15 protein-coding genes and 1 other RNA gene are annotated in these 17002 nt (G+C 29.7%); 14 read left to right on the top strand and 2 right to left on the bottom strand.

Going from position 1 to position 17002, the window contains the following annotated elements; all coding sequences use genetic code 11:
• Window positions 1-143: 143 nt before the first annotated feature.
• From DWX74_RS07935 to DWX74_RS07960, 6 genes are all read left to right on the top strand, one after another.
• A complete protein-coding gene (locus tag DWX74_RS07935; RefSeq protein ID WP_118549501.1) occupies window positions 144-1013 on the top strand; it encodes an ABC transporter ATP-binding protein in 870 nt (289 codons plus the stop codon).
• Window positions 1006-1722, top strand: a complete 717-nt coding sequence (locus DWX74_RS07940; RefSeq protein WP_118549502.1) for an ABC-2 transporter permease — start codon at window positions 1006-1008, stop codon at window positions 1720-1722. Before DWX74_RS07935 ends, DWX74_RS07940 begins: the two co-directional genes overlap by 8 nt.
• A gap of 125 nt (window positions 1723-1847) precedes the next feature.
• Complete coding sequence (locus tag DWX74_RS07945) at window positions 1848-2303, top strand: hypothetical protein (protein ID WP_147382059.1); 456 nt, start codon at window positions 1848-1850, stop codon at window positions 2301-2303.
• Between the two features lie 55 nt (window positions 2304-2358).
• Window positions 2359-2850 carry a YbaK/EbsC family protein gene (locus DWX74_RS07950; protein WP_118549504.1) on the top strand — a complete coding sequence of 164 codons (492 nt, stop codon included), beginning with the start codon at window positions 2359-2361 and terminating at the stop codon, window positions 2848-2850.
• 39 nt (window positions 2851-2889) lie between these two features.
• Window positions 2890-3801: an RluA family pseudouridine synthase gene (locus DWX74_RS07955; RefSeq protein ID WP_118549505.1), complete on the top strand. Its 912-nt coding sequence runs from the start codon at window positions 2890-2892 to the stop codon at window positions 3799-3801.
• 4 nt (window positions 3802-3805) lie between these two features.
• A complete protein-coding gene (locus DWX74_RS07960; RefSeq protein WP_118549506.1) occupies window positions 3806-4810 on the top strand; it encodes a nucleoid-associated protein in 1005 nt (334 codons plus the stop codon).
• A 65-nt stretch (window positions 4811-4875) separates the two neighbouring features.
• Here the strand turns inward: DWX74_RS07960 and acpP are convergent, their stop codons facing one another.
• On the bottom strand, window positions 4876-5103 hold the full coding sequence (gene acpP, locus DWX74_RS07965; RefSeq protein ID WP_006440798.1) for an acyl carrier protein: 228 nt from the start codon (window positions 5101-5103) through the stop codon (window positions 4876-4878).
• 311 nt (window positions 5104-5414) lie between these two features.
• On the opposite strand from acpP, the gene DWX74_RS07970 reads away from it, so the two are divergent.
• The 4 genes from DWX74_RS07970 (at window position 5415) to DWX74_RS07985 (ending at window position 8518) form a co-directional block, all read left to right on the top strand.
• A complete protein-coding gene (locus DWX74_RS07970; protein WP_118549507.1) occupies window positions 5415-6425 on the top strand; it encodes a LacI family DNA-binding transcriptional regulator in 1011 nt (336 codons plus the stop codon).
• A gap of 61 nt (window positions 6426-6486) precedes the next feature.
• Window positions 6487-6674: non-coding RNA, 6S RNA (ssrS, locus tag DWX74_RS07975), on the top strand.
• Window positions 6675-6740: 66 nt separating this feature from the next.
• Window positions 6741-8165: a MocR-like pyridoxine biosynthesis transcription factor PdxR gene (gene pdxR / locus DWX74_RS07980; RefSeq protein WP_118549508.1), complete on the top strand. Its 1425-nt coding sequence runs from the start codon at window positions 6741-6743 to the stop codon at window positions 8163-8165.
• A gap of 110 nt (window positions 8166-8275) precedes the next feature.
• Window positions 8276-8518, top strand: coding sequence for a DUF896 domain-containing protein (locus DWX74_RS07985; protein ID WP_118549509.1), 243 nt, complete (start codon window positions 8276-8278; stop codon window positions 8516-8518).
• A 48-nt stretch (window positions 8519-8566) separates the two neighbouring features.
• On the opposite strand, the gene DWX74_RS07990 is transcribed toward DWX74_RS07985, so the two are convergent.
• Window positions 8567-9475 (bottom strand): selenium metabolism-associated LysR family transcriptional regulator, encoded by a 909-nt coding sequence (locus DWX74_RS07990; RefSeq protein WP_006440802.1) that lies wholly within the window; start codon window positions 9473-9475, stop codon window positions 8567-8569.
• A 346-nt stretch (window positions 9476-9821) separates the two neighbouring features.
• On the opposite strand from DWX74_RS07990, the gene DWX74_RS07995 reads away from it, so the two are divergent.
• From DWX74_RS07995 to DWX74_RS08010, 4 genes are all read left to right on the top strand, one after another.
• Window positions 9822-11522 carry an ABC transporter ATP-binding protein gene (locus DWX74_RS07995; protein ID WP_118549510.1) on the top strand — a complete coding sequence of 567 codons (1701 nt, stop codon included), beginning with the start codon at window positions 9822-9824 and terminating at the stop codon, window positions 11520-11522.
• Between the two features lie 16 nt (window positions 11523-11538).
• Window positions 11539-12210, top strand: coding sequence for a TetR/AcrR family transcriptional regulator (locus DWX74_RS08000; protein WP_118549511.1), 672 nt, complete (start codon window positions 11539-11541; stop codon window positions 12208-12210).
• A gap of 225 nt (window positions 12211-12435) precedes the next feature.
• Window positions 12436-14502 carry an efflux RND transporter permease subunit gene (locus tag DWX74_RS08005; protein ID WP_118549512.1) on the top strand — a complete coding sequence of 689 codons (2067 nt, stop codon included), beginning with the start codon at window positions 12436-12438 and terminating at the stop codon, window positions 14500-14502.
• Window positions 14503-14538: 36 nt separating this feature from the next.
• The gene (locus DWX74_RS08010; RefSeq protein ID WP_118549513.1) at window positions 14539-16554 is read left to right on the top strand and encodes a hypothetical protein; all 2016 of its coding nucleotides are present in this window, start codon (window positions 14539-14541) and stop codon (window positions 16552-16554) included.
• Window positions 16555-17002: the final 448 nt, after the last annotated feature.

The following is a 17002-nucleotide window of genomic DNA, read 5'->3' on the forward strand; positions in this document are numbered from 1 at the left end:
TACATATATGTATTATAGCATAATTTTTAACAAGTATATACATTTCAAGTTTCATATAAATTTCAATATATATCAATTACGTGATATAATTAAAGAATAACTATGTTAACAACAAAATAAGAATTATTGTATGAGGTGATTATTTGTTAAAAATAGAAAACGTTTCAAAAACATTTGAAAATTTTTCACTGAATAATATAAATATAATGCTAGAGCCAGGAAAAATTATGGGAATAATTGGAGATAACGGTTCAGGAAAAACTAGTATTATAAATTTGATAATGGGACTTTATAAGCCGAGTTCGGGGAAAATAGAATTAAATGGAAATAATGTAGAAAAAGATCCAGTTGGATATAAAAATGATATAGGTTTTGTTTATGATAATCTTAGTTTTTATCCTAACTTAAAGCTAAAGGATTATAAAAAAATAATAGCTATGTTCTATAAGAATTTTGATGAGGAAGTGTACGATATGTATTTTGACAACTTTAATCTAGATTCTGAGGAAAAGATAAAAAACCTATCAAAAGGTCAATGTGAAAAAGTAATGATAAGTACTGCTCTTAGCCATCATGCAAAACTGCTTATACTAGACGAACCTATATATGGATTAGAAAAAACTGTAAGAAAGGAACTTATAAGGATTTTTAAAGACTATATAAAAAGGGAAAATGGAAGTGTCGTAATCTCTACTCATAACGTGTCTGAATTAGAGGAAATATACGACCAAATTGTATATTTAGAAAAGGGAAATATTCTATTTAACCTTAAAAAGAAGGATATAATAAAAGATTTTAGGGTAATTAGATCTGATTCTGAAACATTATCTCTTATGAAGGATAATATAATAGGAATAGACCACTATAAAAGATATAGTGAAGCACTTGTAAATATAGGAGAAAGTGATGAAATAAGAGCTCTTCTTAGAAGTGCTGATTACCATAAGATAAAAAATCCTGATATAGAAGATTTAATACATTACTACCAGGAAGGCGGTGTATTAAATGTTTAACCTTATAAAAAAGGATCTCATAGTATGTATAAAATCTGAAAGATTTAATGTTATAAAATACATACTTATATTTATTTTAATGTATTTATTTTGTAATGATATATCTTATTATGCAACGCCAGTACTTATAACTTATCTAATAATGATAGGCGTATTTTCAGCTGATTATGAAAATAATTCAGATAAATTTATAAGAAGTATTCCGATAGATTTAGACGATATAGTGTACTCTAGATATCTTATAGGAGTATCTACTTCTATAGTTATAACTATACTTACTCTATTTGTACACGATATACTTTCTATATATATGTTTAGAAGAACTGTATTTTATGATTTTATATTTGCTATGTATATAAATTTAATAGCACTATCCGTAACAATGCCGATGTTTTTTAGATATGGATATGAAAAAATAAAAATAGCAGCTAGTATACTTGCAATAGCTATATTTACAATATTTGGATCATTTTTAAATGCATTATCTGAAAAAATATATATGACTAGCAATCCGGATGCATTGGTATCTACCAATGTATTTAGATATGAAACAATACATGCATTTAATCAAATATTTAGAGGAATTGTGTCAAAGGTTAATGTGGACAATATAAATATTGTTACTGTAGGAGTGGCTTGTATTCTCATATTTATAATATCTATGGGAATATCCTTGAAGGCTATGAAGAAAAATAGATATATTAAATAAAAATCAAAGTAAAAGTATAAAAATTAGAATGGGTTGATAATATGAATAAATTTATGAAGGTATCATCTATCATTTTGATTTTTTGTCTTGTATCTGGCTTTTTAGTAAGATTTACATATGGAGATATGATAGATAAAAAGGACTATGAGGCCAGAAATGTAAATGAGGTTATAGTAGAGTTTGAGTCTAGAAAAACTGTGCAAGAAGGTACAAAAATAAGATTTAAAATTTACAATAACAGTAAATTTACATATCTTCTTACAAAGGCAAGAATGAAATTTGAAAACAATATAAAAAACGAAGATGGAGAATATGTAAATAGCTCAAAGCTTTATTTAGCTTTAGATAGTGCGAATAAGCTTAATTCAAATTTAATGCTAGATGGTATAGAACCAAATGGAGATGGATATATAGAATTTATTGTTCCAAAAGGATTGGAATTAAATAAAAAGTACTTTGCGCTTGATTCTACAAAGATGGAATATGAAGGTAATTTTGCAGAGGAAATTCCAATATTTAATTTTTTTAAAATACCTGTAGAACAGAATAAGGGTGTTTGGAGTATAAAAGCACTTAGCTAATAAGTTTAATATTTTAGTTAGTATATATAAACAGAGGAAAAAGGAGTGTTTAGTTATGTCGATTGAAAAAGTAAGAAAATATATGGAGCAGTTTGGAAGAGAAAATGATGTTATGGAGTTTGATGAGTCTAGTGCAACTGTAGAGTTAGCAGCAGAAACAGTTGGAATAATACCAGCTAGAGTTGCTAAAACACTATCTTTTAGAGGCAAAGATGAAGGAGAAGCTATAATAGTTGTTGCAGCTGGAGATACAAAAATAGACAATAAAAAATTCAGACATGAGTTTTCTTGTAAAGCTAGAATGCTTTCTGCAGAAGAAGCTGTTGAGTTTACAGGTCATATGGTAGGTGGAGTTTGTCCGTTTGCTCTAGAAAACGAGAATGTAAAGGTATATTTAGATGAGTCTTTAAAAAGATTTGACACAGTATTTCCAGCAGCAGGAAGCGGAAATTCTGCAATAGAGCTTACTAACGACGAATTAGAAAAATATTCTTCAAACTTTGTAAAATGGGTTGATGTTTGCAAAGGATGGAATGAAGAAAACTAATTAAACACAGTTATAAACTTAGAAAGGATAGGTATAAATTTGTTTAAAAAAGAACTACAGAAGTACAATCTAATGTCTTATACGGCAGAGGAAGATGGTGTGTTAAAGGAAATTTTACTCGATAAGCTAGGATTTTCTGTGAGATCTATTTCAAAAATGAAAAGAGAAAGAACAGTAAACGTGAATGGAGAGTATAGAAAACCGACATTAGATGTTAAAAAGGGCGATTTAATAGAAGTAGAAATAAATGAAGATATGGCAAACTTCGAGCCACAAAATCTTGAGATGGGGATACTTTACGATGATTTTGATATTATAATGGTCGATAAGCCACCGTATATGGTTGTACACCCGACAAAGAGCCATTTTGATGGAACTGTTGCCAATGGTGTTACAGATTTTATAATAAAAAAAGGCGAAAAGGTAAAGGTAAGATTTGTAAATAGGCTGGATATGAACACATCTGGTCTAGTTATAGTTGCAAAAAATGCCTATGCTCACCATGTATTATCTACTGATATGAGTGAAAATTTAGTTGAGAAGAAGTATATAGCAGTTGTAAAAGGGGTTATGAAGGAAGATAAAGGGACTATAGACGCACCTATATATAGACCTACTGATGACTCTATAAAAAGGGTAGTAGATGAAAGAGGGCAGAGATCTATTACTCATTATAAGGTTGTTGAAAGACTAGAAGATGCAACTGTTGTAGAATTAAAACTTGAAACAGGAAGAACGCATCAGATAAGAGTGCATTTAGCTCACTTAGGATATGGAATTATTGGAGATGAACTGTATGGATATGTAGATGAAAATCTTATAAAAAGACAGGCTCTTCATGCATATAGTCTTAAGTTTAAACAACCTAGAACTAGGGAAGACTTAGAGTTTAAAGCTAAGATACCAGATGATATGAAAGAACTTATAAAAAAACTAAAAATGGAGGAATAATACATTGATTATACATAAATTTATTGTACACGTGCTAGATAAAAATAGTGATGTGCCTATTCTTAATGATTTTGAAGGAAAAGTCAATCAGGAGGTTGAAGGATTTTTCCAGAAGATGATAAAAAGAGTAACTAGAGATGACGATTTAAGAAAGGCTGTTTTTAAAAATTACACTGAAAATACAATTAGAAAATGTTGTGAGCAGATTATATACGATGAAAGTACATTTGTAGAAAATTCAAAGGAAATAGCTGCGTATTTATTTGATGTTATGAAGGTAAACAGCGACTTAGAATCTTGTGATTTAGCTGTATGCCTTTATACAGTAAAGGAAGAAAAAAATGTTGCAATAATAAAAATAGATTATAAAAAACTTTATACTCATTCTATAGAATTTGTAGATGAAAAATTCAATATACAGATTGTGTCTAATGAAGTTGGGATACAGGAAACTCAGAGAATTAAACAGGCTGCACTTATAGGTGTAAACGGTATGAATGATGAATATCAGTTTAGAGCTTTAGACAAAGACTCTGAAAAGAGTGGATTACCATCTAAATTTATAGGAGAATTTATAGATGGTGAGAAAATAGACGACGATAAATACAAGACTAAGGTGTTTAAAACATCTGCAGATAATTGGATAACAAATGCACTTGCAAATGATATAAAACAGGCTGAGGATGCTAGAAGTATTTTAAATTATACTTTAAAGGAGCAGCAGCAGGTTGATGTAGCTGAATTTGCAGAAAGAGCAATAAAAGACGAGGATTTAAAAGAAGGCTTTAAAGAGCTTATGGAAGAAAAAGGAATAGATGAATCATTTTCTATAGATAAAAAATGGGTGGAAAAAAAGCTTAAAAAGAGAAATATTAAAACTGACAATGGATTTGAAATAAAGGGAAATTTAACTGATTTTGAGGACCCAATGAAATACAGTATAAAGAAAAATGAAGATGGAACTATAGATATAGTAATCAAAAATGTTAATTTCTTTGAAGAAAAATAATTAAATGAAATATAAAATCAATAAAAAAAGAGATGCAAAATTTGCATCTCTTTTAATTTGTTTAATTACTGGTTATCTTCTATGTATCTGCAGATATCTCCTATTGATTTGAAGCTTTCTGCTTCTTCATCAGGAATTTCTATGTCGTATTCATCTTCAAGAGCCATTATTATTTCAACAGCATCTAATGAATCTGCTTCAAGGTCGTCTATAAGAGATGAGTCCATTGTTATATCTTCTAAATCATCAAGTCCTAACTGTTCTGCTATTATTTCTTTTATTCTTTCAAACATAGTTTTCCTCCTAATAATTTGTTAGTCTTATTTTAATTGTAGTTTAATATATTACAGTACAAATTTCAATACATATTTGATATAATAGATAATATAAATTTAGGTGACTGCTTGTCAATTAAAAAATTGATTAAGAAATATAATTTTTATAGTAATTTTGTTGTATATGTGATTTAATATATATAGACAAAAAACCTTACCATATTTATTTAAAAAAGAATAATTCGGAGTGTTAACACTTGGGTATCAATGTTAATTAGGGGTGTATTATATAAAAACAAAAATTTAATAAACTAAAAGGAGGAAAAAGCATGAAAAATACAGTTACAATTAAAGATGTAGCAAAAAAAGCGGGTGTATCTATATCTACAGTTTCTAGAGTGATAAATAATTCTAAACCTGTAACAGATGAGATAAAGAAAAAAGTTCTTGATGTTATAGAGGAAACAGGGTATGTACCAAATCCGCTAGCTAGAAGCTTAGTAACTAAAAAAAGTCAGTTAATAGGAGTTGTTGTTCCAGAGGTATCTGACTCATTTGTAAATGAAATTCTTAATGGGATAGAAGAAATAGCGAGAATGTACAATTACGATATTCTTCTTTCAAATACTTACTCAGACAAAAATGAGGAAATGAGAAGTATAAACCTTCTAAGAGCTAAACAGATAGAAGGTATGGTAATGATAAGTTGGGATTTAGGTAAGGAGCAGGTAGAATATATAGAAAACTGTGGAATTCCAACAACATATATCAGTAAAACAGCTAGAGATTACGATGTACCTACAGTAAGTGTAAATAATGAAAAAGCAACTTACGATATGACAAATCATTTAATATCACAGGGACATAAAAAAATAGCTTTCGTTATGACTAGTGCAGGGGATACAAGACTAGAAAAAGAAAGATTAGATGGATATAAGAGTGCATTAGCAGAAAATGGAATAGAATTTAATGAAGAATTAGTTAGATATGGTGGTGTAGATTACAATAGTGGATATGAGTCTACTAAAGATATATTAGAAAAAGGAATAGTTCCAGATGCTGTATTTGTTACAGGAGATGAGGCTGCAGTTGGAGCTATGAATGCTGTATTTGATAAAGGATATAGTGTACCAAATGATATATCTGTAGCAGGATTTAACGATGTAAAAATAGCTAGAATGTACAGACCAAAACTTACAACAGTTCATCAGCCATTATATGATATGGGAGCTGTTGCTATAAGAATGGTTATAAAGATGATAAATGGTGAAGAAATAGAGGAAAAGAAAGTAGAGCTTCCTCACAGAATAGAAGAAAGAGAAAGTGTAATAAAAAAATAAATTTTATGGATTTTTGATTTTCTCTTTAAAAATTTGAACAATTATTATATAATAATGGTAAGAAATCCTGAGACATTCGAGAAGGTTACTTCTAAATTCAACCGACAAATTAAATTCGGGAGATTGAGTTTGATTGTAAGTATGAAATGCCTTGATTTTATCAAGGACTCCAAAAAGCAACTAATAGATCACCCACCTGGGAGTATCTCGGGTATGAATTTACAATACCGACGGTGTTTCGGGACTGATAAAAAGCGCTGCTTAGTCAGCGCTTTTTATTGTATAATAAATAAACTTTAAATAGGGTGGTATATTATGGAAAAATACTATTTAAATATAGATGATATACAGGGGAGAAAGTACATACGGATATACACTCATATAAAAAATTTGATAATAGAGGGCGAAATAAAAGAACATGAAAAATTACCTCCTATTAGAAAATTGTCCGAGTATATAGGTGTAAATAATACTACTATTGTAAAGGTATACGAACTTTTAGAAAAAGAAGGTTATGTTTACAAAATAGTAGGAAGTGGAACATTTGCATCTGAAATAAAAAAATATAGAGCTAAGGATGAAAAAAAGAATAAGAATATTATTCAGTTTGATAATGGGAATCCTTCAAATGAAATGTTTCCAGTTGAGGATTTTAAAAAGGCAGTCAATTTAGCTCTATCAAAAAATGAAGGTGCTATATTTGAATACGATGAAGGACTTGGAAATGAAGGTTTAAGAGATAGAATTTCCAAGTATTTAATAAAAAATGGAATAAATGCTGCTAAAGATGATTTGCAGATTATATCTGGAGCACAGCAGGGAATCGATATTGTATGTAAGGGGATTATAAATTATTCTGATATTGTATTTGTAGAGGAGCCTACATACAATGGTGCTATAGAGGTGTTCAAGAGTAGAGGGGCAAAGATAATATCAATACCTATGTTGGATGATGGAATTGATATAGGAATATTAAAACTTAAATTGGATAAAATAAAGCCTAAACTTATGTATGTCATGCCTAATTTCCAAAATCCTACAGGAATTTCATATTCTAGCTATAAAAAGAAAAAACTACTAGAACTTGCAGAGGAATATGACTTCTATATATTAGAAGATGATTTTATAAGTGATTTTAAATTTGATTCAGAGGATAATAGACCTTTAAAAAGTTACGATGAAAACAACCGAGTAATATACATAAAAAGTTTTTCAAAAATATTTATGCCGGGTCTTAGAATAGGGGTAATAGATATACCACCAGAGCTTATGAAAAATATACTTTGGGCAAAATACTCTTCAGATATATCAACTCCTGGGCTTATACAAAGCTCTTTACTTTGCTATATGGAGGAATTTGATTGGGATAAGCATATAGAAAAGATGGATAAGATATACGATGAAAAATATAGAGTTGCCAAGGAATGTATTAAAAAATTCTTTAAAGGAAGAATAAGAGTTAGAAACTGCTCTGGAGGAATAAACTTTTTCTGTGAGCTTCCTAGAGGATGTAAATCGAGAGAATTTACAGATTTTATATATAAAAAGGGAGTATCTGTATTGCCAGGTACATATTTCTATGACAATGTAATTGATGATAGGTTCTTTAGAATAAATGTTGCCAGAGAAAGTGTTGAAAACATAGAAAAGGGTATAGAGATAATAGGAAGAAGTGTAGAAGAATTTTTGAAGAATAATGGTGAAAATGAAGCTATAATGGATAACAGGTTATTTTATTAGAATAAACTTTGAGTATATTGAATAAGCGATTGATATAATTGTACAAAAATGATTTAATAGAAGATGTAGCTTTATAATATATAAATTTGAATAGAAAAGGAGAAGATAAAATGATAGATCAGAAATTAATAAACAGAATAAATGAATTAGCAAAGAAAAACAAAGCTGAAGGACTTACTCTAGCAGAAACAAAAGAAAGAGAAAAATTAAGAAAAATATACTTACAGGAATTTAAAAAAGGATTCAAACAGAGATTAGACTGCATAGAAGTAGTATCTCCACAGGAATTTGAAGAAAGAACTGGAAGAAAACCAGGTAAAAACTGTAGTATGTGTGAAATAAAAGAAAACTAATAAAATAGGGACTACTGCAATTTTGCAATAGTCCCTCTTCTTTTTTCTTTATTTATGGTCTAATCCGAAGTATTCACATAGTTCGTTTAAGAATTTGTTTTCTAGTGGAGTGAATGTTTTCTTTTTAGAGTATATGAAATAGAATTTACGAGCAAAGTCTATTCCTTTTATTTTGTAGCTTTTTAGTTTTCCAGAGTTTATGTATTCTTCAGCAGAAATCCGAGATATGAATGATACACCTAATCCCTGTCTAACCATTTCTTTTATAGATTCATTTGATTCTACATGAGCTAAGATATTTAGTTTAGCTGTAGAGAATCCAGCCTTTTTAAGAGTCTTAAATATTAAATCCCTAGTACCAGAACCTTCTTTTCTCATTATAAAATTGAAGTCGTATAAAGCTGATACATCTATTTCACCGTTTTCGTTTTCTATTTCTAAATCTGGTGGTGTTATAAGTACTAGATTATCGTCTATAAGATTTACGTATTTTATCTGTGGATTGCTTATTTTAGAACCTACAAAACCGAAACTGATTCTTTCGTCTAATATTTCAGATATAGCAAACCGTGAGTCATAATGGCTTATACTAAATTTTACATCTGGGTATGTATTAGAAAAGCTCTTCATAAATCCTGGTAAAAGATATGTTTCTGGGATAGAACTGCAGGCTATGTCGATAAGCCCTTCTATTTTACCTGAGTATTCTTTAATATCGTAAATAGCTTTTTTACAGTTGTTTAATATATAAATTGCATGTTCATAAAGTATTTTACCTGACTCTGTAAGAGTTATAGTTTTGTTGCTTCTATTTACCAAAACAGTTTCTAATTCGTTTTCTAAGTTTTGGATGTGTGCACTAACTGTAGGCTGTGTAAGGAATAGCTCTCTTGACGCTTTAGAGAAGCTCTGGTGCTTTACAACAGCTACAAACACTTCAAGTTGTTTAAGATCCATAATTAAAATAATCCCCTTTCAAATATAAAAAAATTAAATGATAATAAGTAGAATCGATTATAATTCCCCAAAATATTGTAAAAGTAAAAAATAATCTTTAAAAAATTTATAAATATTACAAATACACTTATCTATAGATAAAAAAAATAAAAATAAAATTTTATCTATAATTATAAAATAATTATATCACAAGATTTAGATAAGATGTATATAATTTACAGATAATTTTTTATAAAATAAATTTATGAAAATATACAATGAAATAACGTATATTTTAGAAATAGTATGGAAAATAAATCAAAATTGGTGTAAAATTGGAAAATATGAGAAGTAAGGGGGGAATTATATGATAAAGGAATTTGTTCAATATTACAGACCGTATAAAAAACTATTTATACTCGATATGATTTGCGCTTTTTCAGCGTCAATGTGCAATCTTTTATATCCAATTATGACGAGAAACATAATGGACGATATCATACCTAATAAAAAAATTGATTTATTATTTATATTTGCAGCTATTTTAATAGTTATATTTGTAGCTAAAGCAGGATTCAACTATTTCATGCAGTATTGGGGGCATGTTGTAGGGGTCAGAATGCAGGCAGATATGAGAAGTGTTGTTTTTAGACATCTTCAGAAGTTACCTAATAAATATTTCGATGAAAATAAATCTGGTGTTACAATGTCTAGAATAGTAAATGACCTTATGGACATAACAGAGTTAGCACACCATGGACCAGAGGATTTATTTATATCTTTGGTAACAATCCTAGGTTCATTTATAATTTTAATGGGGATAGACATCCCGTTAACATTAATAATATTCGCAGTGCTTCCATTTGCGGTTTGGTTTGTTGCCCGTAAAAAAGATAAAATGGGTAATGCTTTCATGAAGTCTAGAGTAAAAGTAGGGGAGGTAAATGCTACCCTAGAAAACAGTATAGCTGGTATGAAGGTTACAAAATCATTCTGTACAGAAGATGAAGAACTTGAAAAATTTGACAAAATAAATAATATATTCAAGGATGCTAGAGAAGAATCTTATAAGGCTATGGCTGAATATTTCTCTGGTATGAACTTCTTTATGGATTTATTAGAATGGATAGCTATGATACTAGGTGGATACTACACTTATGTAGGTAGAATAACTATTGGAGATTTTGCAGCATATATTTTATATGTAAAAATGTTCATAGAGCCTATGAAAAAGCTTGTAAACTTTACAGAACAGTACCAGAATGGTATGACAGGATTTAAACGTTTCAAAGAAATAATGGATGAAGAAATTCAGGAAGAAGCTAAAAATCCTAAAGAACTTCAAAATGTAAAAGGAAATATAGAAATAGAAAATGCTTCATTCACATATGAAGATGAAAATGAAGTAATAAGTGATTTAAGTCTATCTATTGAAGCTGGAAAAACTATAGCATTAGTTGGACCATCAGGTGGAGGAAAAACTACGCTTTGTAGTTTAATACCTAGATTCTATGAATTAGATTCTGGAGATATAAAAATAGATGGAAATAGTATAAAAGATGTAAGTCTAAGATCACTTAGAAAAAATATAGGAGTTGTTCAGCAGGATGTGTTCTTATTTACAGGAACAATCAGAGACAATATAATTTGTGGAAATCCAGAAGCTACAGAAGAAGAAATGATAGAAGCAGCTAAAAAAGCTAGAATACATGACTTTGTAATGACTTTACCTGAAAAATACGATACGTATATAGGTGAAAGAGGTGTTAAATTATCTGGTGGACAGAAACAGAGAATATCTATATCTAGAATATTCTTAAAGAATCCACCAATTATAATACTTGATGAGGCTACTTCAGCCCTTGATAATGTTACAGAAAGAGAAATACAGGCATCTCTTGAAGAACTAAGCAAGGATAGAACAAATATAGTAGTAGCTCATAGACTTTCTACAATAAAAAATGCAGATGAGATAATAGTAATAACAAATGGAAAAATTTCTGAAAGAGGAACACATGATGAACTTATAAAAGCTGGAGGAATATACGCTACTCTTCACAGCAAATAAATTGGAGGGAAGTAAAATGAAGGATTCAGAAGTTAATCAGCTAAAAGATCACATAATAAAAACTGCATCAGGACTTTTTATCAAATATGGATACGGTAAGACTACGATAAGACAGATTGCAGAGTCTTCAGGTCTTGGAAGGGGACATTTGTACTACTACTTCAAGAAAAAAGAAGATATATTACTGTATTTATACAAAGAATTACTAGAAAAAATCTATGGAACGATAGCAGAGAAAAAGATAAAAGAAAATGATATAGTGGCGAACTATATAATAAGTCAGTATATATATACTCACGCTATAGCTACTTCAGAAAAAGTGTTTAGATTGTATATCGAAGCTTCAAATGTTAGATCTATAAGACAAGAATATATAAATATATTATTAGGTTTATTTAAAGAAAAATTAGTGGAGAGCAACTACGATTTCAATGATAAAGATTTATATATGAGTATTTCGATGGGATGTGCTGGAGAGTGTGAACTATTAAATCAGTACTATGAAGGAGTACTGAATGTAGATTTGGACGATATTATAATAAATGTCGTTAAAACAAGATTTGCTCTTTTAAATGTAGATGAACAGATTGATATAGATAAGATAATACAAGAAGCAAAAGAATTTAAGGATGATATGAATCTTGAAGAAGTGGTGAATACTGTAGTGGAATCGAGTGATTTAATATAATTAAAAAAATTTAATATTTAAAATTGAACATAATGACTAAAATACTACCAAATTATCGTATTGATTACGATGTTTGGTAGTATTTTTTTTACAAATTCATAAAAACTTCATTTTTACAAAGTTATAAAAATGTTGACTTTTTATTAGGCGCGCCCTATAATAGACTTATAAAAATTAGGTATGCCCAAAAAAGGTGCTAGAAATATTGGAAGGAGAAGGAGAAAAATGAAAAAGATTGCTGACAAGATAGCAAAACACAGTAAAATCATTCTTTTGATAGCATTTTTACTTTTGATACCGTCAGTTATGGGATATATCAAAACAGATATAAACTACGATATACTTAGTTATCTACCAGAAGATGTATCTACTATGAAAGCAGAAAAAATAATGAAAGAAGATTTTAACTGCGGATCTTTAGCTATGTTGGAAATTGAAAATATGCCAGATAAGGATGTAGCTAAGATAAAGGAAAAAGTTGAAAAGGTAGAGGGTGTAGAAGAGGTAATTTGGAAGGATAGTTTTATAGATATAACTTTCCCAAATGAAATGATACCTAAGGATATGAGGGATATGCTTTATTCTGGAGACGCAACTATGATGATAGTTAAGTTAAAGGAAGGTACAGCAGACGAGCTTACTATGAAAGCTGTAGATACTATTAGAGGTATTACAGGTAGACAGGCATTTTTAAGTGGAATGTCAGGAATTATAAAAGATACAAAAGATTTATCAGATAAAGAAATGCCACTTTATGTTGTAGCTGCCGGAATACTTACAATGATAGTTTTACTCTTAACTATGGAATATACAGCAATTCCATTTGTATTCCTTACAAATATTGCAATAGCGATAATTTATAACTTTGGAACTAATATAATTTTTGGAGAAATATCATATATAACAAAAGCATTGTGTGCAATATTGCAGCTAGGGGTTACAATGGACTACTCAATATTCTTACTTCATAGATATGATGAAGAGCTATTGAATACTGATGATAGGCAAGAGGCTATGGCAAATGCAATAACAAATACATTTACATCTATATCAGGAAGTTCACTTACTACAGTTGCAGGGTTTGTAGCATTATGTGCAATGGACTTAGCACTAGGTAAAGATATAGGTATAGTAATGGCAAAAGGGGTTGTACTTGGAGTTTTAACTACTGTTACAGTACTTCCTGCTTTAATACTTACATTTGACAAGGTCATACACAACCATAGACATAAAACAATTCTTACAAGTTTTGAAAAGACTTCAGATTTTGTAATTAGAAATTATAAAAAACTTACAGTTTTATTTTTAGTTTTAATGATACCAGCGATATACGGAAACAATAATGCGAAGGTATACTACAATTTAGATGAAACATTACCAGATGATTTACCTTCAATAGTAGCAACAAACAAAATGAAAAAAGACTTTGATATGAATAGTACAGATATGATATTTGTAAAAGATAGTTTAGATTCATATAAAGTCGACCAGATGGTAAGCGAAATAGAAAAAGTAGATGGTGTTAACTCTGTAGTAGCACTTGAAAAAGTAGTTGGTTCTGGATTTGTTCAGGATATAATACCAGATAGTATGCTTTCTGAAGTAAAAGCTGGCGGATATGAACAGATAATGATCAACTCAAAATACAGAGCAGCTACAAAGGAATGTGGTGCTCAGATAAGAGAATTAAATAAAATAGTTAAAAAATACGATCCAGATGGACTTATAGGTGGTGAAGCACCTTTAACAGAAGATTTAATAAGAATTGCCGATACAGATTTCAAAAAAGTCAGTACTGTTTCTATAATAGCGATATTTGCGATAATAGCATTTGTATTTAAGTCTGCATCAATACCAGTTTTACTAGTTGCGGCAATTGAAGGTGCGATATTTGCAAATCTAGGTATTCCATACTATACAGGAACAGTTCTTCCATTTATAGCATCTATAGTTCTTGGAACAATACAGCTAGGAGCTACAGTTGACTATGCTATACTCCTTACTTCTAGATTTAAAGAAGAACTTGCAAATGGATACGATAAATACGAAGCTATGAGAATTGCAATACAGAAATGTGGTCGTTCAATAGTAACAAGTGGATTCTCATTCTTCAGTTCAACAATAGGTGTTGGTATAATATCTAAACTAGAAATGATAAGTTCACTTTGTTCTTTAATGGCTAGAGGAGCAATAATAAGTATGTTCGTAATACTATTTATGCTACCAGGATTATTATTAATAAGCGAAAAATTAATAGAAAAAACATCAAAAGATTTCATTCCTAAAAATTAGAAGTGAAAGATTATATTACTTGAGGAGGAATTTAAGATGAAAAAGGAAACTAAAAATAAATCAATTGCATCAGTTTGTACATTAGCTATATTAGCAGCATCAGCATCTCCAGTACTTGCTGAAAGTAGTTACATAAAAAAAGACGAAACAGTATATACAATACTTAAAAAAGACGGTACTGTAGAAAAAAATATAGTATCAGAATGGTTAAGTGGAGATGGATCATTAGATAAAATAAACGATAAAAGTATTCTAAAAAATATAAAAAATGTTAAAGGTGATGAAAAACCAACAATAGATGGAGAAAGTGTAACTTGGGATACAACTAAAGACGATTTATACTATCAAGGTCAGACAGATAAACAGCTTCCAATAACTACAGATATAGAATATGAATTAAATGGAAGAAGTGTAACTGCTGATGAAATAAAAGGTCAGTCAGGTAAGGTTAAGATAACTATAAGATTAAAAAATAATGAAGCTAGAAATGTAAAAATATCTGGAGAAAGTAGAACAGTTTATGTACCATTTATAACAGCTACAGAAATATTAATGCCTAGAGAAAACTTTAAAAATATAAAAACTAGTTCAGGAAAGACTGTAGATGATGGGAAAACTTCTTCAATAACAGCAATATCATCTCCAGGACTTGAAGCTTCTTTAGATATGGGTGGAGATTATAGTGAAATATTCGATAAAATAAGCTCAACAATAACTATAGAAGCAGATGCAACTGATTTTAAAGTACCAGAAGTAATGATAGCAGCTACATCTGATATGTCTAGTCTAGAAGATATAGATTCTGATAGTGATTTAGGTGATATAACTTCTATGATAGATAAATTAAAAGATTCAGGAAAAGAATTATTAAACGGAACTGAACAGCTTTACAATGGTACTACAGAATTAGCTACAAATTATGAAAAATTTGATGCAGGAACACAGACTTTAAGTGGAGGAATACAGACTCTTACAAATGGTGTAGGTTTAATAGGTAGAAATGTTCCAATGCTTAGCGATGGTGCTCAGAAACTTATGAATGGTATAGAACGGCTTAGTGCAGGCCAGGATAAGTTTACAACAGGTGTTTCTATGTATGTAGAAAATACAGGAAATCTTTATAATGCATACTCAGATATAGACAACGGAATAAAAAATGCAGCATCTGGTGCAGAACAGCTATCAAGCGCACTATCAAATGCAGGTTCAGCAGGTGGAGGTTTATCAGAATTAAGTGGATCTATATCTAAGAATAAAGAATTAGCATCTGGAATGGAATCAGCTGCAAATACTATACTAAATGATGAAAATGCAAGTGAAGAATCAAAAGCAGCTGCAAAGGAAATAATAAAACTTAGCCAGGCATCTCAGAGTATATCTTCTAAACAGGAATCTGCCATAGGTGGTGCAGAAAGTTCATTATCATCAGCTAAGAGTGGATTATCAGAAGCGGCAGGTGCAGCAAAACAGTTATCAGCTGGATTATCACAGCTTAGTGCAGGATCAAGTCAGTACAGCTCAAAATTTGCACAGTTAGTAGATGCAGGAAAAACTCTTGAAGAAAATTCTGGAAAACTAGATGGTTCAACAGATAAACTTTATGAAGGAAGTCAGCAGCTTTACAACGGAACTACTCAGTTACAGAGTGGAACAACTCAGCTTGTAGCAGGTGGAACAGAACTTAGAAAAGGATCAGATAAATTAGCAACAAGTTCTAAACAGATACTAGCAGGAACTAAAAAATTACAGAGTGGTTCAAAACAGCTTTATGATGGTGTTAAAAAAGCAAATGATGAAGTAACTTCAGAAGTATCTTCTAAAACAGGTAAAATAGACGATATAGAAAGATTAGTAGATACTAAAGATGTATTATTAGACCTAGCAAATGACTACGACAACTATGCTGGTATAGGTGAAGATATGAATGGCGATGTTAAATTCATAATGAAAGTCAATACTGATGACGAAAGCGATAATGGAACAAAAGAAAAAGTAGTTAAAGAAGAAGCTACAGGTATAAAAGGTATAATACAGAGATTAATGAAAAAATAAAACTTGAAAATAATTGTGGGCTAGTGTAATATATGCATTAGCCCATCTTTTTATGTTAAGTAAGTAAAAAAGTGAAAAATTCACATTAGTTTTACATTACATTGATAATAAATTCATATTAAATGTGTATTATTAAAGCATAGAAAGATTAGCTTTTTCTTAAGAACATAATATAATTACCCTATTTGATTCGGCGGCAGTTCTCCCTCACATCCTCAAATTTTCTGCCGCCGAGTAAAAGAATCCCGAAAGGGATTTTTTTATTTTTTGTGAAAAGAGGTTTTAATTTATTTGAATATTGATATTTAAAAGTTATTAATTTGAAATTAAGAGAATTATTTAAAGTTATGAATTAAAGAGTTATAAGGGGATTTTTTTAGAGTGATGATAATCGCTCTTTTTTTATTCTTAAGGAAATTATAATAATTTAAAACTGTGGAAAACTTGT

The sequence above is a fragment of the Peptoclostridium sp. AF21-18 genome, from assembly GCF_003478825.1.
GTDB lineage: Bacteria > Bacillota > Clostridia > Peptostreptococcales > Peptostreptococcaceae > Peptacetobacter.